Below are 19668 nucleotides of genomic sequence, written 5' to 3' on the forward strand. Positions count from 1 at the left end.
ACAGAAGGACCGGAGTACCGCTAGGACAGGGGATTCCGGAGCAGCAAAGAAGGACGCGGTAAGGCTTGACCGGCGTGCATGGCAGTACGGCGTCGGGAGCCGGCAGCACCGCAGTACAGAAGGACCGGAGTCCCGCTGGCACAGGGGATTCCGGAGCAGCAAAGAAGGACGCGGTAAGGCTTGACCGGCGTGCATGGCAGTACGGCGTCGGGAGCCGGCAGCACCGCAGTACAGAAGGACCGGAGTCCCGCTGGCACAGGGGATTCCGGAGCAGCAAAGAAGGACGCGGTAGGGCTCGACTGACGCGCATGGCAGTACGGCGTCGGGAGCCGGTAGCACCGCTAAGCATGAAACGCACGTATGAGATCGAGAGGAGTAGATGCCATCAGGATCGCCCGAGCGCAGGCAGTACTTGCTCGGGTACCGCAGGCCCCGGTTCGGAAGAAGGTGGTCCACGGTCTCACAACCGCGATCCCCGCGATCCCGTCCCAGCTTGACTTCGGGAAGCGGAAGACCGGCATCAGCCGGTAGGTGGTATTGAACTCTCGGGCCCCGGCGCCACTTGGCGCTGGGGCCCTCGACGTGCGTTCAGGAGAGAAAGAAGAGCGCTTGTCCCGTCACACAACCGGTGACCGGTTCGATGATGATGACTTTCCTGCCTACACCATGGGGCGCGCCGCCGCGATGATCGGCACCACGCCGGCCTTCCTGCGCGCCCTCGGCGACGCCAAGCTGATCGAGCCCCTGCGCTCGGAGGGCGGCCACCGCCGCTTCTCGCGTTACCAGCTCAGGATCGCCTCGCGTGCCCGCGACCTCGTCGACGAAGGCACTCCGATCGAGGCCGCCTGCAAGATCATCATTCTGGAGGACCAGCTGGAGGAGGCGCAGCGGATCAACGAGAAGCTGCGCTCCGCCGCCCCTTCGGAGAAGGACTGAGCCCCGGCCCGGGCAACGGCCCCGGGTATCGAAGGGTGGGGCCCCGAGGTCGGTGACGTCCTCGAGGCCCCGATCGATCCCTGCACGGAGGGATGTCAGGTCAGTCGCACGACTGCCCGTTCAACGTGAACTCCTCAGGCGTACCCGGAGTCGCGTCCGTGGAGCCGTTGAACCCGACCGTCACCGACTCCCCCGGTGCGATCCGGGCGTTCCACCCGGCGTCGGTGACCGTGACGGTGCCGCCCGCCTGCTCGTGGCTGCCGCCCCACAGGCTCGTGACCCGCTCGCCCGCGGTGAAGTCCCAGGCGAGCTCCCAACCGTCGACGGCCTCGCTCCCGCTGTTGGTGACCACCACGTCGGCACCGAATCCGCCCGACCAGGCGCCGTTGACCGTGTAGGCGACTTCGCACGGTCCCTCGTCCGGTGAGGGATCCTCGGACGGACTCGGCATGGGGTCCGGGTCCTCGGAGGGGCTCGGCGAGGGCGTCGGGTCGGGGTCGGGGTTCCCGCCGCCGTCGGCGAGATCCCCGTAGATGATCCCGCGCCCGTTGGTCCCGATGTAGACCCGTCCGTACACGTCCGGGTCGCCCGTGACCACCGAACCGGTCCAGCCCCACTGGTGCTGGTCGTCGTTGATCCGCGTCCAGCTCTCGCCCGCGTCGTCGGAACGGAAGATCCCGCGGACGCCGTCGATCCGGGAGCTGGTGTAGACGGCCGGGTAGTCCTCGCCGGGCGCCGGTGCGCCGAAGCCCACCGCGTCGCCCTCGTCCACGGCCTCGATCCGCTCGAACGTGGCGCCCGCGTCGGTGGTCCGCCACATGCCGTACTCGCCGTCCTCCTCGCCACCAGCGACCCAGACGTCGCCCGTCTGCCCGGGAACGGCACCGAAGCGGATGTCGCCCTCGGCCGGCAGGCTCGTGTCGTCGGAGGCGGTGAAGGTCGCGCCGCCGTCGGTGCTGGTGTGGAAGACGCCGTCGGCGACGGCGTAGAACACGTCCGGGTCGACCCGGTCGGCCTCCACGCGCGCCCCCGTCGGCACACCCGAGGACGCGGTCCAGGAGGACCCGGTGGTGGTGGACACGTGCACGCCCGCGCCGTCGGCGCTCCACAGGATCCGGGAGCCGTCCGCGTTGACCGCGACGGTGCCGCCGCCGGTGACCCCGCCCGGTTCCTGCCCGGACCACCAGCTCTGGCCGCCGTCGGTGGAGACTCCGATGTGCGAGGTCTCCTCGTCCTCGGCGTCACCGACGCGCACGACCGTGTCGGGCGCCAGCTCGGCGAAGTCCACACCGGTTCCGTTGCCCCAGTAGGGGTCCTGGTGCATCCGGTCCGGGACGGTGCCCAGGTCCTCGTGGACGAAGCCGCCGATGTCGCCCATGACCGAGACCAGCGGCCCGTCGGGCAGCGCGGCGAGGTCGTGGATGGAGGTCTCCTCCAGTCCGTGGACCTTCACCTCGATGTCGACGGTGGTGTCGCTGTCCCAGTTCGTCAGGTTGTCGCTGCCGTAGATGGTGGCGCCGGTGCCGTACATGAACCGGTCGGAGTCGAAGGGGTCGATGGCCATGCCCTGGCTCATCCAGCCCAGCTTGGGCTGGGTCTCGGGCGCCTCGCCGGGTCCGCCGAAGTCCAGCCAGGGCGCGGTGGAGATGTCCATCTCGTACCGCGTCTCGCGCTCGGGGTAGTTGCCCCAGTCCCAGGCCTGCGTCCAGGTCTCGCCGCGGTCGGTGCTGCGGAAGATCTGGTTGTCCGGCCACCAGGAGATCTGGGAGGTGACCATGAGCGTGTCGGGATTCTGGCGGTCGACGGTGAGCCCGCCGTAACCGTGGTAGCTGTCCTCGGAGTCCGAGGGAATGGGACTGATGTTGGTCCACTCCTCGGTCTCGGTGTCGAAGCGCCACACGTCGCCGGACTCGCCGTTGTAGGGGCCGGGGGTGTCGGTGGTGGCGAGGTAGAGCTGGCCGCCCTCGTGGTCCAGCACCGCGTGCGCGGGCAGGTGCCCGGTCGGGGCGCCCTCCAGCGGTTCCCACGTCTGGCCGCCGTCCTGGCTGCGGTAGACGGGATCGTCGAGGTCGCCGACGCCGACGTACACGTCCTGGGTCGCCGAGCCGTCGGAGCCGGTGCGCCGGTCGAACTCCACCCAGGTCACGCCGGTGATGTCGGTGTGGACGTCCCACTCGTCGTCGGGGTCCTCGACGTAGTCACCCGGGTTGGGGAACTCCTCCACCTCGGCCCAGGTCTCGCCGAAGTCCGTGCTGCGCCACAGGCCGTGGCCGCCCCGGACGCCGAAGTAGACGATGCTGTTGTCGTTGGGGTCCACGGCCAGCCGCTCGCCCATGCCGCGGCCGGGCATGTTGCCGCCGAGCTTGAAGGGGAGCTCGGTGACCTCCCATGTCTCGCCGCGGTCGTCGGAGCGCAGGATGGCGCCGTTGTCCGGGTCCCAGTCGTTGGTGTAGGTCCCGGCGGCCGCGTAGACGCGGTCGGGGTCGACGGGGTCGGTGGCCAGGCTGACGATGCCCGTCCAGCCCCAGTCGTCCCAGCCGATCCAGTCGAGCAGCGGGTCCCAGCGTTCGGTGGCGGGGTCCCAGCGGTAGGCGCCGCCGATGTCGGTGCGGGCGTAGATCAGGTCCTGTTCGGACTCGTTGAAGATGATGTTCGGGACGTAGCCGCCGCCGGCGATCTGGGCGTTGTCCCAGACGTAGGCGTCCTGGGCCGCGGCCGAGTCGGGTGCGGAGTGGACGGCGGCGGTGCCGGTGGCGGCGAGCAGGACCGCGGCGGCGGCCGTCATCAGGGTGCGGCCGGGTCGGGACCGGCGGCGGGGGGCCGCGGCCTGCGCCGCGAGCGGGGGGTGTGGGGGATGCGGGGGGCGCGGAGACATGACGGACTCCAGGGGTGGGGGTAGACCCGTCTCCGCCGGAATTCCGCCGGGGACGGGCGCGAAGTCCCCATTAGTTTGATAACTCAACTAACGGAGAGCAAGGGGGTCAAACCAGAATTTTCGAAGCGCTTCGACGATCGGGCTCGGAGAAAAGCCGGAAACGGACGCGGACCTGAGCCCGCGGGCCGGTCCGCACCGATCGGAACGCGCCCGCCGGAAAACCGATCCGCACGGTCCGGGGCTCCACGGACCGCAGGAGCGCGGTGCCGGTGCCGCTCCCCCACTCCAGACGGTCGACGATGACGCCGCCGCGCGCCCGCAGCCCCTCGACCCGGCCCGTGGGCCAGGCGCGTGGAAGCGCGGGCAGCAGGTCCACCCGGCCCTCGGTCGACCCGACGAGCATCGCGGCGACGACCGCAGGGAAGCCGCCGCTGATGTCGACGTTGAACAGCGCACCCCGGTTGTGCGTGGAGACCAGGGTCGGCCGCCAGTAGCGCGTCGCCAGGAGCGCGAGCGTCTCGTGCGCCTCCTCGGCCAGCCCGAGCCGCGCCGCCGCCAAGCCCAGCTGCACCAGCCCGAACGCCATCTCGTCGGACTCCTGCCCGCGCCACCAGGAGAGCCGGGACCGGACGGTGCGGACGGCGGCCGCGCGCAGGCGGGGGTCGGCGAAGGCGGGGTCGGGCTCGTACCAGAGCGCGAAGAGGTGGGAGGCGTGGCGGTGGGCGTGCTGGTCGCGCTGTTGCACGGGCCCGGCGGGCCCCGCCCACTCCGCGAGCTCGCCGGCGTCGGAGATCCGGTAGCCGGGCACCCGGGCGGCCAGGCGCAGCCAGCGGCGCGTGCCCGGCAGAGCGAGTTCGCGGTGGGCGCGCACGAGGTTGCGGGTGAGGTCGCGGACGGCGGCGACGTCGAGGGTGGCGTTCACGGCGGCCTGGCCGTCACCGTCCGCCGGGGTGTTCTCCGGTGAGTAGGAGGGCACGAAGCCGTCGTCGGTGAGGAAGTCCTCGTGGAACTCCGCGGCCGCGGTGAGGAAGGGCAGCGCCCGCTCGCGCAGGAAGGCGCGGTCGCGGGTGTGGGAGTAGTGGTCCCAGTACAGCCGCGCCATCCATGCGGCGCCGGAGGTCCAGCAGGTGAGGCACCATTCGGGGCCGAAGTGGTTGTGCCTGCCGCCGGTGGAGGCGTGCGGGGGCAGGAGCAGGCCCCGGCAGCCGTAGAGGCGGCGGGCGTTCTCGGCGAGGTCGGGGACCATGCCGTCGAGGAGGTCGAAGAGGCCGAGCATGAGTTCGGGTGTGCCGGTGGCGTGGAGGGCGGCCACGGCGGAGGGCAGGTTGCCGTCGAAGGTGTAGCCGGAGCGCCAGGGCGGGTCGTAGGTGCCGCTCCAGACGCCCTGGAGGGTGGGCGGCAGGTCGCCGCAGCTGGACACGATCGCGTACCGCCCTGCGTCGACGAGCCGAGCGACGAGCTCGGGCGTCGCCCCCGCGGCCAGGAGCTCCTCCCCCGTCGCCCCCGGCTCGGGGGCGCCACCCGGAGCACCGGACACCTCCGGCTCGGGGGCACGATCCGGAGCACTGGACGCCTCCGGCCCGGGGGCACGATCCGGAGCACTGGACTCCTCCGGCCCAAGGGCCCCTTCGGGAACTCGGGTCAGACCAGGCTCTCCCGCCTCCGCCCCACCGGCACCTCCAGAACCCGCGGCAGCGGCAGGCTCTTCCGCCGCCACCGGCTCGGGGACACCATCGGACCGGGTTCGCGTCCTTCCGCCGTAGGCGAATCCCTCGGGCCCGTGAGCGCCGAGGTGGACACGGAAGCGGCTCATCAGCTCTCCGTGGACCCGCCGGTGGCGGGCCAGGTGCTCGTCGAAGTCGGCGATCGGCGACTCCGTCCACTCGACCGGCGGCGGTTCCGCCTCGCCCGGGACGCCGACCAGGACGCGGGCGACCACCACCAGGCGTTCGACGCCCCGGACCCGCAGGCCGTCCGGGACAGCCTCCACCCGGCCGCCCCGCGCACTGACCTCGCACGTCACCGCGTACCCGGGGAGGGTGCCCGGCGGGCGTTCGGGAAAACCCACCCGCAGCGCGAACCGGTCCGTCCGTATCTCGGAGTCCACACTGACCGGAACCGGGGGCTCTTCGTCCAGAAGGGTGAGCCGCAGCAACCCGTCCAAGCCGCCCGACCCCGGCCGGGTGAACTCGGCGACCACCGCGTCGGCCGCGTCGGGAGCGCGCGAGGCGAAGACCCGGTGGACCGTGCCGTCCGGCAGTCGCTCGGTGACCACACCCGTGTCGGGCGCGCAGCGGCGCGGCACGGTCCCCGCCTCGGGCACGGTCGGCGCGAAGCGCAGCACGGCGGCGCCCACCAGCGGATCGATCCACCGGGTCTCGGCGTAGCCCGGGTCCTCGGCCGCGGCGAACGCGGTGATCCGCTCGGCCGCCTCCCGGGACCGGCCCCGCCGCAGCAGGGACCGCAGCTCGGGCAGGATCCGCGCGGTCTCCGGAGCGGGCAGGGACGGGCTGACCGGTAGGAACAGCCGTTCGTGGCCGAGCGTCAGCGCGGTCCGGTCGGCGGTGGCGTGCGCGAGCGCGCCCACCCGGCCGTTTCCGGTGATCAGTGCGTCCTCCCAGTCACGGGCGGGGTGGCGGGTGAGGATGGGCGGGAAGTCGGCCATCGGGGCTCCAGGTGTGAGGGGTGCCCGGGCGGGCAGTCACTCGCCATACTTAGTTGCCTTTCTCCCCCAATCAAGGAGTCCCGCATGTCCGCTCCACTCTGGTTCGGCGGCGACTACAACCCGGAGCAGTGGCCCGAGGCGGTTCAGGTCGAGGACGTCGAGCTCATGCGCGTGGCCGGGGTCACCCTGGCCACCGTCGGCGTCTTCTCCTGGTCGCTGCTGGAGCCGGCGGAGGGCGAGTTCCGGTTCGAGTGGCTCGACCGCGTCCTGGACCGGCTGCACGGCGCCGGCATCAAGGTCGCCCTGGCCACGCCGACCGCCTCTCCCCCGCCCTGGTTCGGACTCGCCCACCCCGACGCGATGCCCGTGACCGCCGACGGCACCCGCCTCACGCACGGCAGCCGCGACACCTACGACGTGTGCGCTCCCGCCTACCGCGAGGCGTCGGTGCGCGTGGCCGGAGCACTCGCCGAGCGCTACGCCCACCACCCCGCCCTGGCCATGTGGCACGTGCACAACGAGTACGGGTCCTGGACGCACTCCGAGCACGCGGCCCGCGCGTTCCGCGACTGGCTGCGCCGCCGCCACGACGACCTGGACACGCTGAACCGGGCGTGGACCACCTCCTTCTGGAGCCAGACCTACACGGCGTGGGAGCAGGTCCAGCCGCCCCGCGCCACCCAGTACCGGCCCAACCCCGCTCACGTGCTGGACTTCCGCCGCTTCCTGTCGGACGAGATGCTCGACCACTTCCTGGACCAGGCCGACGTCCTGCGCCGGGCCCGGCCGGAGGTGCCGGTGACCACCAACTTCGCCTTCGGTGACTGGGTTCCGGTCGACCCCTGGCGGTGGGCCGAGCACCTGGACCTGATCTCGGTCGACGACTACCCCGACCGGACGGGGACCGACGGCGCCGAGCAGACCGCGTTCGCCGCCGACCTGGCGCGGTCGTGGGCCACCCGTGTTCCCGGGCCGGGACGTCCGTGGCTGCTGATGGAGCAGGCGGCGGGTGTGACGTACACGGGGGAGGTCACCCGCCCCAAGCCGCCCGGCGAGATCGCGCGGCACAGCATGACGCATGTGGCGCGCGGTTCGCAGGGGGCGATGTTCTTCCAGTGGCGGGCCTCGCGGGGCGGCGCGGAGCAGTGGCACTCGGGGATGGTGCCGCACGCCGGCGCGGACTCGCGGATCTTCCGGGAGGTGTGCGACCTGGGCGGCGTCCTGGGCCGGATCGCGGAGGCGCGGGAGGCCGACGTGGTCGCCGACGCGGCGGTGACGTGGGACCCCGAGTGCTGGTGGGCGCTGGGCAGCCCGTCGCTGCCCGCGCGGACCGACTACCTGGAGGCGGTGCGCCAGGTGCACCGCGTGCTGTGGCGGACGGGCCGCACGGTGGACTTCGTGCGCCCGGACCGCCCGCTCCCCTCGGTCCCGCTGCTGGTCGTGCCCGCCCTGTACCTGCTCTCGGACGAGGCGGCGCAGCGGTTGGCCGACTTCACCGCGGGCGGCGGCACGCTCGTGGTGACCTACCTCAGCGGGGTGGCCGACCCGGACTCCACGGTGCGCGTGGGCGGGTACCCGGGCGCGCTGCGCGACCTGCTGGGGGTGCGGGTGGAGGAGTTCTTCCCGCTGTTCCCCGGGGAGACGGCCGCGCTCGACCTGGGGTCGGTTCGCGAGGAGGTGACGCAGTGGAGCGAGCGCGTCCATCTGGAGGGCGCCGACGCGGTGGCCCGGTACGCGGGCGGGCAGCTGGACGGGGAACCGGCGGTGACCCGCCACCGGTTCGGCGCCGGGGAGGCCTGGTACGTGTCGGCGCGGCTGACCGACCGGGGGCTGGGCAGTCTCATCGCCGAGGCCGCCGGCACGGGTCCGTTCCCGGAGCCGGAGCTGGACGTGGTGCGGCGGGTCGGCGAGGGGGGCGTGTGGGTGTTCGTCACCAACCACGGCGCGGGTTCGCGACGGATCGACCCCGTGCGGCTGGGTCTGGACTCGGGCGCCCACGACCTGGTCACCGGCCGCGCCGCCGACGGCCTGATGGTCCCGGGAGGAGGCTTCGCGGTCTTGCGGGGACACGCCGCCGGTAATTAGTTGTTCCACTAGACAAACTACGCGCACTCTGGGCAGACTGAGCGGGCCGACTGATCTCGCCACTCCTGGAGACACGCATGAACGACTTCCGCCCGGTACCCGAGGACAAGTTCACCTTCGGTCTGTGGACCGTGGGCTGGCGCGGGGTCAACACGTTCGGCGACCCGGTCCGGCCGCCGCTGGACGGCGCCGACGCCGTCCGCCGGCTGGCCGAGCTGGGCGCCCACGGGGTCACCTTCCACGACGACGACCTCATCCCGCCCGGCAGCTCCGACTCCGACCGGGAGGCGATCCTCAAGCGTTTCCGGGGCGCCCTGGAGGAGACCGGTCTGGCCGTCCCCATGGTCACCACCAACCTCTTCACCCACCCGGTGTTCCGGGACGGCGGCTTCACCTCCAACAGCCGTGACGTGCGCCGGTACGCGCTGCGCAAGGTCATCCGAAACATCGACCTCGCGGTGTCCATGGGCGCCACCACCTACGTGTGCTGGGGCGGCCAGGACGGCGCCGAGACCGAGGCGGGCAAGAACGACGCCGCGGCGCTGGACCGGCTGCGCGAGGCCTTCGACCTGCTGTGCGCCTACGTGCGCGAGCAGGGCTATGACCTGCGCTTCGCCATCGAGCCCAAGCCCAACGAGCCGCGCGGCGACGTCCTGCTGCCGACCGTGGGACACGCCCTGGCCTTCATCAACGAGCTGGAGCACCCCGAGATGGTCGGGGTCAACCCGGAGGTCGGCCACGAGCAGATGGCCGGGCTCAACTTCGCGCACGGGGTCGCCCAGGCGCTGTGGGCGGGCAAGCTCTTCCACATCGACCTCAACGGGCAGCGCGGCGTCAAGTACGACCAGGACCTGCGCTTCGGCGCGGGCGACGTGAAGGAGGCGTTCTTCCTGGTCGACCTGCTGGAGACCGCGGGCTACGACGGTCCCCGCCACTTCGACTTCAAGCCGCCGCGGACCGAGGACATGAGCGGCGTGTGGGAGTCGGCGCGCGCGTGCATGCGCAACTACCTCATCCTGCGGGAGAAGGCCCGCGCCTTCCGCGCCGACCCCGAGGTGGCCGCGGCCCTGGAGGCCGCCCGCGTGCCGGAGCTGTCCCGGCCCACGCTCGCCGAGGGCGAGAGCGTCGCGGACCTGCTCACCGAGGAGATCGACCTGGTGGAGGTCGGCGAGCGCGGCTACCACTTCGAGAAGCTGGACCAGCTCGCCCTGGAGCACCTCTTCGGCGTCCGGTAGCCGATGCGCGGGCGGCCCCGCCCGGGGCCGCCCGACCGCGTCCGACGAGGACGGTCAAGGTTGGGGAAACCGACGTCTGGCCGGTCCGGGCCCTGGGTAGAGGCGGTGTGCTCAGCCCTTGTGAGATCCGGAGGAGACCATGGCCAAGGACGCGATCACCCTGATCACCCGCGACCACCGCGAGATGGAGAAACTGTTCGACCGGCTGGAGAACGAGCGGGACCAGCGGCCGGCGCTGCTCGACGAGGTCGAGGCCATGTTCATCGCGCACAGCCGGGCCGAGGAGGACGAGGTCTACCCCGTCGTCGTCCGCACGACCGGCGAGGTGCCCCAGGTCCGGCACAGCGCGGAGGAGCACCAGGAGGCCGAGAAGCTCCTGGGCCGGCTGCGTGAGTGCGAGCCGGACAGCGACACCTTCGACGAGCGCCTGCGGGAGTTCGTCGACGCGGTCAAGCACCACGTCGAGGAGGAGGAGAGCGAGATCCTCCCGGCGCTCAAGCGGGCGGTCGGCGCCAAGCGCGTCACCGAGCTGGGAGACGCCTTCAGCCGACGGCGCGCGGAGGAGCTGGAGAAGTTCGATCCCGCGTCGTCGAGCATCCCCAAGCAGCGCCTCTACGAGCAGGCCCGGCACCTCAACGTGCCGAACCGTTCGAAGATGACCAAGGAGGAGCTCGCCGAGGCCGTCCAGGAGGCCAAGCAGCACTGACCCGGGCACGCCCGCCGGCACGCGCGGCCCCGCACCGTCACCACCCGGTCCGGGGCCGCGTTGGCCGGCGTCGGCCGCGGAGCCGGTGGGACGCACGTCGACGTCCCATTCCGTGCGGACACTGGATTCGGGGGACTGCTCGGTCATACTGTGCACGTTGTCGCCCCCTGCTCCGAGGAGAGCCGCGTGCCCGCATCCCGTCCAGTCAGACATGAGTTCGGCCAGATCGGCGTCGCGGCCCAGGCCACGCTCGCCCACATGTTCGGGTTCGGGATCGATCACCTCCGAGTCGTCGTGTCCGACGGCAGAGCGGCCGGTGCGGCGATGGAGACGCCGAAGGAGTTGCACGGGCCTTACCAGTACATGGCGACCATGATCGCGTCCGACTTCCCCGCCATGGCCCGCTACGGCGAGAGCTCGGGACGGTCGTCCTTGTGGGCGCGTACCTTCCGCTCCGTCACGCGACGGATCAAGAGCAAGAGCTTGGAGCGGTGGAAGAGGGACCAGGGGATCCCCGACGGGGCGCTCGACGTCGGCCGCGCCGTCGCCGACAGCGAGAGGATCATGCGCAACGAGCTCGTCTGGGCGGCCTCGACGGCCCTGGCCGAGCAGTTGGGGCAGCGCTCCCGTCTGAGCGGGAAGGAGATCACCGACATCCTGAGCGGCTTCCCGTTGGACAGGGTCCGCGAGGCCGCGAACATCGGACTTCCCGCCGACGTCCCCCGCGAGTTCAGGTACTGGCCGGAGGGGGCCCAGGCCCCCGAGGAGACCAGGGCCCGTCCGAAGGGCCTGGACGCCGCCGTGGCGGCGGCCAGGACCGGTTCGCCCGCACGTGGGGGCAGGGCCTCCCGCGCGACGGCCGCGGTGCGCCGACGCGCGGACGAGCTGAACCGGAGCGCTCGTCGTGTCATCGGCCGGGGCTGAACCGGGCCGTAACGCCCCTCCGGGGTGTCGACCGTCGACCGCCCATGCGGCGAGGCGGTCCCCGGCGCTCTGCCGTTCCGCGTCAGCGCGTCAGCGCACGGGCAGGGAGTAGCGGAGCTTCTCCTTGGCGCGGGCGCCGAGGCGGTCGTAGAAGCGCGCCGCGCCCTCGTTCCACACCGGGGTCTGCCACTGCACCTCGGCGAGGCCGCGGCGGCGCGCCTCGGCCGCCACCGCGTCCACCAGCAGGGCGCCGAGCCCCTGACCGCGGGTGCCGTCCCGCAGGAACAGGCAGTCCATGTTCAGGTACTCCCGGCCCTGCCAGGTGGACAGCTCCGGGGAGCACGTCGCGTAGCCGACGACCTCGCCCTCGGCGGACTCCGCGACCAGGCACGCGAGCCGTGGTTCGGGCGTCTCGAACAGCAGGGCCGCCAGGCGTCGCGCGAGGTCGGGCGCGGGCGCCGGCGCCCGCTCGTAGACGGCGTGCTCGGCGGCGAGCTCGGCGACCACGGGCAGGTCCGCAGGCCGCGCGGCCCGCACGCGCGGAGCGGCGCTCATCGCACCCCGCCCTCCAGCGTGTCCGCCTGCCACGCGGCGAGGCGGGCCTCGATCTTGCCCTCACCGTCCAGGACGTGCCGCGCGAACGCGTCGCGTTCGTGGGCCAGGATCGCCGCCTCCCACACGCAGGGGGCCAGGCCGGCGCGTCCCGGGCGCAGTTCGCCGGGCCGCCCGGCCGGGCCGGCGAAGATCGCCAGGTCGGACATGTGGTCCTCGATCCAGGTGTGGACGAGGACGTAGTCGCCGTCTCCGCCCGCGTGGGCGATGAGGACCGCGAGCCCCAGTGAGCCGCGGGCACGGCCCAGGGACAGGTGGCCCTCCGCGATCGCCAGGGCCGCGGCCTCGTCCTGGACGGTGACGGCGCGGCACTGTGCCTCCAGCGCGTAGCCCTTCACCAGGTGGCCGCCGACGTGTCTGGCCCCCCAGGGCCGCGCTATGCGCGCGTGGTGCCGATCGGCGAGTCCCAGCAGCGCGTGCGTGTCGACGGCCTCGGGCATCTCTTCCGCTTCCGCTTCTCCGAGTTCGCTCATCCGGCCATGATGCACCGCGCCGCCCGTGGGAGGAGCGCAGGCGGCCGGGCGCGCCCCGCCTCGGCCTCGAACTCGGCGCTCACCAGGCTGCGCGGCGGCTGGGCCAGGGCTCGGAATCGGCCCCGCGTACGGTGACCCGGGGCCCGGCGGGCCGAGGGAGGAACACGGCCCGCCGGGCGTTCGCGAGGCGTGTGGTCAGCCGGCGATCGGCACGTCGGCGCCGCCGCGCACCAGGACCGGGACCCGGTCCAGGGGCGCGTCGAGCATGATCTCCGTGCCGCCCGCGTGGACCGTGCCGGTCCACGGGTCGACCCAGGTGGAGCCCTCGGGCAGGTACACCCGGCGGGAGCGCGCCCCGAGCTCGGTCACCGGGGCCACGAGCACGTCCGGGCCGAAGAGGAACGCGTCCTCCGCCTCCCAGGCGCGCGGGTCGCCGGGGTAGTCCACGAACAACGGCCGCATCGGCGGCAGACCGCGCTCGTGGGCGACGCGCATCTGCTCCATGACGTAGGGGCGCAGGCGCTCGCGGAGGAAGAGCATGTCCCGCAGCAGCGGGTAGACCTCCTCGCCGTAGGACCACACCTCGTTGGGCCCGCCCGACATGTCCGGGTGCAGGGCGTCGACGAACGGCTCCCGGAACCCGTGCAGCCGGAAGAGCGGGCAGAACACCCCGTACTGGAACCAGCGCACGAGCAGCTCCCGGTACTCCGGGGACTCCTGGTCGCCCCCGTGGAAGCCGCCGATGTCGGTGGTCCACCACGGGATGCCGGACATGGCGACGTTCAGCCCGGCGCGGATCTGCGTGCGCAGGGAGTCGAAGGTGGCGGGGATGTCCCCCGACCACAGGGCCGCGCCGTGCCGCTGGCTGCCCGCCCAGGCCGACCGGCACAGGGTGATGACGTCGGACTCCCCCGCCGCGAGCATGCCCTCGTGGAAGCCGCGCGCGTGCTCGGCCGGGTAGATGTTGCCCACCTCGGTCCCCGGACCGGTGTGGTAGCGCAGGTTCTCCGGGTGGCCGGGCCTGATCTCCGGCTCGCACGCGTCCAGCCACCACACCCGGATCCCCAGGTCGAGGTAGTTGCGTCGCACCTTGTCCCACACGTAGGCGCGGGCGTCGGGGTTGGTGGAGTCGTAGAAGGACACCTGCACGTGGCCGTCGACCCCCTTCTCCGCCCAGTCGGCGTGGACGGGCGGCCCCTGTTCGGTGGCCACGAGGTAGCCGCGTGCCAGCATCTCCGTGTAGTTCTCGCTGAGCGGGCTCACCGAGGGCCACACGGACACCATGAGCTCCACGCCCATCTCGCGCAGCTCCTCCACCATCGCCTTGGGATCGGGCCACTCGGCGGGGTCGAACTTCCAGTCCCCCAGGTTGGTCCAGTGGAAGAAGTCGCTGACGATGACCGAGAGCGGCAGCCCGCGGCGCTTGTACTCGCGAGCGACCTCCATCAGCTCGTCCTGGGTCTTGTAGCGCAGCTTGCACTGCCAGAAACCGGAGGCGAACTCGGGCAGCTCGGGGGCGTGGCCCGTGGCGTCCGCGTAGTGGGACATGATCTCGGCGGGGCCCTCGCCCGCCGTGACCCAGTAGTCGATCTGGCGGGCGCTGTCACTGACCCACCGGGTCCCGTTGTCGGCCAGCTCCACCCTGCCGGTGGCGGGGCTGTTCCACAGCAGCCCGTAGCCGCGCGAGGAGACCATGAAGGGGATGGTGACCTCGGCGTTGCGCTGCACGAGGTCGATCACGGCGCCCTTCTGGTCGAACAGGCCGTGCGTGTGCTGCCCGAGCCCGAACACCTTCTCCCCGTCGTAGGCGCGAAAGCGCTGCTCGATGCGGTAGTAGCCGTGGCCGGTGGAGCTGTAGGCGCGGGGACCGGGCCACCAGAAGTGGGCGCGCTCCTCGGCGAGCAGTTCCTCGCCGGCGGCGTCCAGGAAGCGGAGCATCCCGGCGGCGTCGATCTCCAGGGTCAGTGCGCCGTTGGAGAGGACGGCCCGCTCCTCCTCCAGGGTGATCGTCGCGGTGGCCGGCACCCGTGGCTCGACCAGGGCACCGGGCAGGTCCTCGCGCAGCACCGACAGTCCGGCGCGGACGCGGATGCCGTCCGGGCCCCAGGCCTGGGCTCGCACGACCTGGTGGCTGCCGCGCCACTCGATGCCGTCCTCGATCTCGTTGAACACGCGTCGTCCTTCCGGTTGGGGGGTGGTGTCGTCAAAGCTTGTAGGTGTGTCGTCGCAGGTGGGGGACAGTGCTGTCGAAGCGCTTCGATAACGGGGCGTCGGATGGGGCGGATCGTGTGGGGCGGACGGGGGTCAGGTACGCGGGGCGGTGCTCGCACCGGGGGTCAGGCGCGGCTCCAGGAGGGTCACGCCGGCGCCGCCGACCCCGTCGATCTTGTCCATGAGCAGCTGCACGGCACGGGAGCCGACCGCCTCGGCGGGCAGATCGACCGAGGTGAGCGACGGGACGAGCGGGGCGGGCGGTCCGATGACGGCCACGGACAGGCCCGGGGGCGTGCGGCCCAGCTCCTGGAAGGCGTCCAGCAGCGGCGCGACCGAGGGCTCGTTGTGGACGATGAGGCCGGTCAGGTCGGGACGGTCGCGGACGAGTCCGGCGGCGACCGTCCGCGCGCTGTCGGGAGAGCAGGGGTGCAGGGTGGCGCGCACGCCGCGTTCACGGGCGGCGGCCTCGAAACCGGCGACGGTGCGCTCGGCGAACCCCGTGCGCCGCTCGTAGACCGAGGGGGGCTGGCCCACGAAGGCGATGTCGGTGTGGCCGAGGTCGGCCAGGTGGTGCACGCAGGCCGCGCCGGCGGCGGCGAAGTCCAGGTCCACACAGGTCAGGCCCTCGACGTCCTCCGGGACGCCGATGAGCACGGAGGGCAGGTCCAGCGCGCGCAGCACCGGCACACGCGCGTCGTCGGCCTCCACGTCCATGACGATGACGCCGTCGACCATGGCGCCGCCCGCGACCCGGCGCAGCCCGTCGGGGCCCTCGCCCTGGGTCAGGAGCAGCACGTCGTGGTCGTGGGTGCGGGCGGAGGTGGTCACCGAGACGGCGAAGCGCATGGCGACCGGGACGTGGACGTCCTCGCGCAGGGGGATGACGAGGGCGATGACGTTGCTGCGACGGCTGGCGAGGGAGCGCGCGCCCGCGTGCGGCTGGTAGCCGAGGGCGTCGATGCTCTCGCGGACGCGGCGCCTGGTGGTCTCGGAGATCGATCTCTTGCCGCTGAGGACATAGGACACCGTGCTCGGAGACACGCCCGCGTGCTTGGCCACGTCGGAGATCCGCACCGTGCCATCCCCTCCGTGATCGAATCGATTCGATGCGATGTTACGCACGACACCAGGCTGGCGCAACGCCCCTTGTCCGTCCAGTGGCCGCCAGTGGTCAGGGCATCGACCTGGTCAGGAGGGGACGCTAGGGTCTGACGCGCATCCCCGTGACCGCCCCGCCCACCCTCAGGAGTCCTGTGTTCATCAGCAACACACCGTTCATCATCGGAGCCGCCCTCCTCTGCCTCGTGGGTGTCGGCGGCGTGGCCTGCTCGTTCGCCGCTCCGGTCGGCCGCAAGGGCCTGGCCGGAACCGGTTCCGCCCTCGTCCTCGCCGGAGCGGCCGTGTTCCTCGCGCTGGCGCTCTGGAGCGGTGCCTTCAACGAGGCCCTCGCCCCCCTCTTCGGCGGGCGAACCGCCTGGCTCGTCCTCAACACCGTCGACTACGTGTTCACCGCCGGACTGGGCACCGGCCTCATCCTCCTGGCCCTCGCCGCCACCCGGCGTCCCAGCCGGCCCGCTCCCCACTTCACGCCCCACCAGCCGTACGGGCCGCACGCTCCCGGAACGCCCTACCAGCACGGCCCCGCCCAGGGCTGACCACCGACCTCGGAGCGATCCATGATCTATCTCGTCCTCAACATCCTGCTCATGTCGGGGCTGTACATCGCGGCGGGCGCCATCGCCCTGGTCCGGGCGTCCAAGGCGCCCAGCGGCAAGGGCCTCGCCTTCGCCGGCGGCGCCGTCCTGGTGGTCAACGGGCTGATCGTCGCCGTGTGGAACATCTGGTACCACCTGTTCGCCTACCCCGGCCTCCTGGACTCGGGAGTCGCGCTGGGCCCGCCGCCCCTGCCCCCATGGGTGGCCTCCACGTACCAGATCGGCTACCGCGTCCTATTGGCGATCGCGATCGTGCTGCTGTTGGCCGCGGTGCTGAGCGCGCGCGGCAAGCAGGCCACCGCCCAGGGCGCACCCGTACCGGCCTACGGCGGCCCGCAGGGGTACGGACCCCAGCCGGGTCAGGCACCGGGGCAGGCACCGGGCCAGGCGTACGCCGCACAGCAGGGCGCACCGCACCAGCAGCAGCCCCAGCGGCAGAACCCCAACGGTCCCCAGCAGTACCAGCAGCACCAGGGGAACCCCACCGGGCCGCAGCAGAACCAGCGATCCGGGGGACCCTCACAGCACCAGGGCAACCCCACCGGGCCCCAGAACCCCTATCAGCAGCCGCAGCGCCCGCAGGGCGGTCCCGAGCGGCCGCAGCAGCCCCATCCCCAGGGGCAGCAGCCCCCACAGAACCCCCAGCAGCCGCGCCCGGGGGGCCACCGTCGCCAGCCGCCCGAGGACGGCCCTTCGGGTCCGCAGCCGCCGATGGGCTGACCGCCCGCCGACGGCGCGGTCCGTCCCTGAACCCCACGGTTCCGGGGCGTCCGGTGGGGGCAAGGCGAGCGTTGGCGTGGGGAGCGTGGGGCATCGAGGGTCTTCTGATGGTCGGGGTCGATGTCGCCATCCACACCGGTGCAGAACGCCGACTTCGCTGGTGTCAGGCGGGGTGGATGTGACCGGCCTCCAGAGTCAGTACGCCTAGCCCCGCTCCAGGAAGTCCGTCACGGTCTCGGCGAGGGCGTGCCTGGCGGCGGAGTCGTCGATCCGGGCCGTCCCGTCTCCGGACTGTTCGCCGTAGGACCCGAACTGGGCGTGGTTCATCCCGTCGATCTCCACCGTGGCGGCGTCCTGCGGCAGGTGGCCCCGGTTGGCGTCGATCGTGGCCGGATCGGACAGCCCGTCCTCGCTTCCGGTGACGGAGAGCACCCGCAGATCGCTTCGGCCGGACAGCTCGGCGCCCTCGGTGGCGTAGGCGCCCCACAGCACCACCCCGGCCAGGGGGAACTCCGGATCGCCTCCGGCGTGGGAGGCCGCCATCGCCCCGCCCAGCGAGTGACCGCCCAGGTACCACCGTTCCACGCCCTCACCGTGGTCGGCCACGGCGGTGTCGGCGCGGTCCGGGTCCAGGACCGCCAGGTGGAGCGGCATCCGGGGGATCACGACGGTGGTGCCCGCGGCCTCGACGACGGGCGACCAGGAGGCCGCGTAGGCCTCGGCCTCCACACGGGCGCCGGGATAGAACACCACCCCGGTGCCGGAGGCGGCGCCCTCGGGTTCCAGGACGACGGCGTCGTCGCCGATCGCGACCCGCACGCCCGGCAGCGCATCGGCCTGGGCCAGGGGTTCGGCCTCGGCCCGGTAGGGGGTCAGCACCCAGACACCGGCGCCGACGGCGGCGAGCACGAGGAGGGCGACGCCGACCGCGACGATCGCGACGACCACTCGGCGGCGTCCGGGGCCGCGGCTCACCGGCACGCCTCCGTTCCGGCGGCGGTGCGTGGATCGGCGGGGACCCGGAGCGGGGCCCCTGAGGTACCTCGTGAATTCAGCACGGATACCAAGATACTTTCTCGTGGGACCTTTCTGTCGGCGCACCCCGCCAGGTTCTCTGCCTCCCGGGCCCGAGGGCGGCGTGCCCCGCGGGCGATGAGGAGGGCCGAGGACGCGGAACGGCAAAAACCGGGCGCACAACGGCCACGACCAGGCGGGACGTGAGGCCGAACTTCAGGCGGGAGTCAGGCCGAACTTCAGGCGGGACCTCTGTCGGGACGCCAGGCAGGGCCTCGGTCGGGACGGCAGGCGGGCGTCAGGCGGGACGGGTGTACACCAGCGAGTAGCGCCACATCAGCAGCCGGCGCACGCGGGAGCCGGGAAGGACGTCGGCGGCGGTCTGGCGGATCTCGCGCAGCCCCAGCTCGGGGTCGCGCATCGGCATCGGGTGCGCGCTCGCCGCGCCCGTACCCACGTCGGGCGTACCCGTCAGCAAGCGGCCCGCGCGCAGCCCGAGGCCGATCGCCCACTGCGGGCCCAGCGCGGCCAGACTCGTGGCGAGGTCGGCCCAGTCCTTCTCCCGGTACAGGCCGAGCACGGCCAGCGTGCCGCCGGGAGCCAGGGCACCGGCCAGGCGTTCCAGGGCAGGGGCGAACGGCATGTGGTGCAGGCTCGCGATCGCGCTGACGAACCCGTAGCCCGCCGGGTCCAGCTCGGCCTCGGCCAGGGACGCCTCCTGGTAGCGCACCGGAAGGCGCCCCGGCGTGCGGGCACGCGCGAGCGCGATCATGTCGGCCGACGCGTCGACGGCGTCCACCACCAGCCCACGCTCCGCCAGGACCCGGGCGAACCGCCCGTCACCACACCCGACGTCGAGAGCGGACCGAGCGGAGTGTGCGGGGATCTGGCGGAGGAGGTGGGCGTGGTAGTGGCTGTTGTGGTCCCAGGAAACGTCGAGGGGACTCCGGGGAAGGAACCGATTCATGCGACCAGAGTGCCGCAGGTCCAGGGCAGGGACAACGAGAGCGCCGACGGGTTCCCGGGGGCCCGGCAGATGCGCTCCCCAGGAACGAGGGAGTGCACCGGGCCCCGGGGCTTCCTTCGACCCGTGCTCACGGCGCCCGCACTAGCCCGCCTGGCGCTTGGCCTCCAGCGCGTCCATCGCCGCGACGGCGGTGGCCACGGTCTGATGGACCGGAACCTGACGGTGCAGGCCGACCAGGCGGACGACCTTGGTGACGCGTTCGTTCAGCGCGGCCAACGCCAGGGAACCGTGCAGCTCACGCACGGTGCGGTAGGCGTTGATGACGACGTTCAGACCGCTCGAATCCATGAAGTCCAGTTCGGACAGGTCCAGGATCAGCCACGGTCCGTGGTCCTCGATCGCGGACTGGATGTGTTCCTGGAGGTCGGCGGCGGTCGCGATGTCGAGTTCTCCCGCGATCGCGACGATCACGCTGTGGCTCTCGACCCGCGTGCTCAGCCCAAGCCTGTGCACGTTCACTCCTCCCG

Annotated in this window: 16 protein-coding genes; 7 read left to right on the plus strand and 9 right to left on the minus strand. The window is 72.5% G+C overall.

Going from position 1 to position 19668, the window contains the following annotated elements:
- The first annotated feature begins 609 nt into the window (after window positions 1-609).
- A complete protein-coding gene (locus DFP74_RS08775) occupies window positions 610-936 on the plus strand; it encodes a MerR family transcriptional regulator (RefSeq protein ID WP_121181231.1) in 327 nt (108 codons plus the stop codon).
- Window positions 937-1036: 100 nt separating this feature from the next.
- Here the strand turns inward: DFP74_RS08775 and DFP74_RS08780 are convergent, their stop codons facing one another.
- On the minus strand, window positions 1037-3811 hold the full coding sequence (locus DFP74_RS08780; protein ID WP_199725563.1) for a cellulose binding domain-containing protein: 2775 nt from the start codon (window positions 3809-3811) through the stop codon (window positions 1037-1039).
- Window positions 3812-3917: 106 nt separating this feature from the next.
- Entirely contained in the window at window positions 3918-6476 is a 2559-nt protein-coding gene (locus DFP74_RS34240; RefSeq protein ID WP_233570881.1) for a glycoside hydrolase N-terminal domain-containing protein, read from the minus strand.
- A gap of 84 nt (window positions 6477-6560) precedes the next feature.
- Here DFP74_RS34240 and DFP74_RS08795 point away from each other — a divergent pair, with 84 nt between their 5' ends.
- The 4 genes from DFP74_RS08795 (at window position 6561) to DFP74_RS08810 (ending at window position 11426) form a co-directional block, all read left to right on the plus strand.
- Window positions 6561-8561: a beta-galactosidase gene (locus DFP74_RS08795; protein ID WP_121181233.1), complete on the plus strand. Its 2001-nt coding sequence runs from the start codon at window positions 6561-6563 to the stop codon at window positions 8559-8561.
- Window positions 8562-8638: 77 nt separating this feature from the next.
- Complete coding sequence (gene xylA / locus DFP74_RS08800; protein WP_121181234.1) at window positions 8639-9796, plus strand: xylose isomerase; 1158 nt, start codon at window positions 8639-8641, stop codon at window positions 9794-9796.
- A 139-nt stretch (window positions 9797-9935) separates the two neighbouring features.
- Window positions 9936-10502: a hemerythrin domain-containing protein gene (locus DFP74_RS08805; RefSeq protein ID WP_121181235.1), complete on the plus strand. Its 567-nt coding sequence runs from the start codon at window positions 9936-9938 to the stop codon at window positions 10500-10502.
- 186 nt (window positions 10503-10688) lie between these two features.
- On the plus strand, window positions 10689-11426 hold the full coding sequence (locus tag DFP74_RS08810; protein WP_121181236.1) for a hypothetical protein: 738 nt from the start codon (window positions 10689-10691) through the stop codon (window positions 11424-11426).
- Window positions 11427-11516: 90 nt separating this feature from the next.
- Here DFP74_RS08810 and DFP74_RS08815 read toward each other — a convergent pair whose 3' ends face one another.
- From DFP74_RS08815 to DFP74_RS08830, 4 genes are all read right to left on the minus strand, one after another.
- A complete protein-coding gene (locus tag DFP74_RS08815) occupies window positions 11517-11981 on the minus strand; it encodes a GNAT family N-acetyltransferase (protein ID WP_121181237.1) in 465 nt (154 codons plus the stop codon).
- Window positions 11978-12511, minus strand: coding sequence for a hypothetical protein (locus DFP74_RS08820; RefSeq protein WP_121181238.1), 534 nt, complete (start codon window positions 12509-12511; stop codon window positions 11978-11980). Before DFP74_RS08820 ends, DFP74_RS08815 begins: the two co-directional genes overlap by 4 nt.
- A gap of 195 nt (window positions 12512-12706) precedes the next feature.
- Complete coding sequence (locus DFP74_RS08825; protein ID WP_121181239.1) at window positions 12707-14683, minus strand: TIM-barrel domain-containing protein; 1977 nt, start codon at window positions 14681-14683, stop codon at window positions 12707-12709.
- 132 nt (window positions 14684-14815) lie between these two features.
- Window positions 14816-15799, minus strand: a complete 984-nt coding sequence (locus DFP74_RS08830) for a LacI family DNA-binding transcriptional regulator (protein ID WP_121181240.1) — start codon at window positions 15797-15799, stop codon at window positions 14816-14818.
- A gap of 179 nt (window positions 15800-15978) precedes the next feature.
- Here DFP74_RS08830 and DFP74_RS08835 point away from each other — a divergent pair, with 179 nt between their 5' ends.
- Complete coding sequence (locus DFP74_RS08835; protein ID WP_121181241.1) at window positions 15979-16380, plus strand: hypothetical protein; 402 nt, start codon at window positions 15979-15981, stop codon at window positions 16378-16380.
- Between the two features lie 21 nt (window positions 16381-16401).
- Window positions 16402-17160, plus strand: a complete 759-nt coding sequence (locus DFP74_RS08840; protein WP_121181242.1) for a hypothetical protein — start codon at window positions 16402-16404, stop codon at window positions 17158-17160.
- Between the two features lie 204 nt (window positions 17161-17364).
- Here DFP74_RS08840 and DFP74_RS08845 read toward each other — a convergent pair whose 3' ends face one another.
- The 3 genes from DFP74_RS08845 to DFP74_RS08855 form a co-directional block, all read right to left on the minus strand.
- Window positions 17365-18135 carry an alpha/beta hydrolase gene (locus DFP74_RS08845; RefSeq protein ID WP_233570882.1) on the minus strand — a complete coding sequence of 257 codons (771 nt, stop codon included), beginning with the start codon at window positions 18133-18135 and terminating at the stop codon, window positions 17365-17367.
- 337 nt (window positions 18136-18472) lie between these two features.
- Entirely contained in the window at window positions 18473-19141 is a 669-nt protein-coding gene (locus tag DFP74_RS08850) for a bifunctional 2-polyprenyl-6-hydroxyphenol methylase/3-demethylubiquinol 3-O-methyltransferase UbiG (protein WP_121181244.1), read from the minus strand.
- Between the two features lie 141 nt (window positions 19142-19282).
- Window positions 19283-19654 (minus strand): STAS domain-containing protein, encoded by a 372-nt coding sequence (locus DFP74_RS08855; protein ID WP_121181245.1) that lies wholly within the window; start codon window positions 19652-19654, stop codon window positions 19283-19285.
- Between the last annotated feature and the right edge of the window lie 14 nt (window positions 19655-19668).

This window comes from Nocardiopsis sp. Huas11 (genome assembly GCF_003634495.1).
Taxonomy (GTDB): domain Bacteria; phylum Actinomycetota; class Actinomycetes; order Streptosporangiales; family Streptosporangiaceae; genus Nocardiopsis.

Excerpts from the sequence above, each read along its gene's own strand:
- DFP74_RS08820 (WP_121181238.1), bottom strand. The coding sequence starts at position 12,511 with ATGAGCGAACTCGGAGAAGCGGAAGCGGAAGAGATGCCCGAGGCCGTC.
- DFP74_RS08850 (WP_121181244.1), bottom strand. The coding sequence starts at position 19,141 with ATGAATCGGTTCCTTCCCCGGAGTCCCCTCGACGTTTCCTGGGACCAC.
- DFP74_RS08815 (WP_121181237.1), bottom strand. The coding sequence starts at position 11,981 with ATGAGCGCCGCTCCGCGCGTGCGGGCCGCGCGGCCTGCGGACCTGCCC.
- DFP74_RS08780 (WP_199725563.1), bottom strand. The coding sequence starts at position 3,811 with ATGTCTCCGCGCCCCCCGCATCCCCCACACCCCCCGCTCGCGGCGCAG.
- DFP74_RS08795 (WP_121181233.1), top strand. The coding sequence starts at position 6,561 with ATGTCCGCTCCACTCTGGTTCGGCGGCGACTACAACCCGGAGCAGTGG.
- DFP74_RS34240 (WP_233570881.1), bottom strand. The coding sequence starts at position 6,476 with ATGGCCGACTTCCCGCCCATCCTCACCCGCCACCCCGCCCGTGACTGG.
- xylA (WP_121181234.1), top strand. The coding sequence starts at position 8,639 with ATGAACGACTTCCGCCCGGTACCCGAGGACAAGTTCACCTTCGGTCTG.
- DFP74_RS08805 (WP_121181235.1), top strand. The coding sequence starts at position 9,936 with ATGGCCAAGGACGCGATCACCCTGATCACCCGCGACCACCGCGAGATG.
- DFP74_RS08840 (WP_121181242.1), top strand. The coding sequence starts at position 16,402 with ATGATCTATCTCGTCCTCAACATCCTGCTCATGTCGGGGCTGTACATC.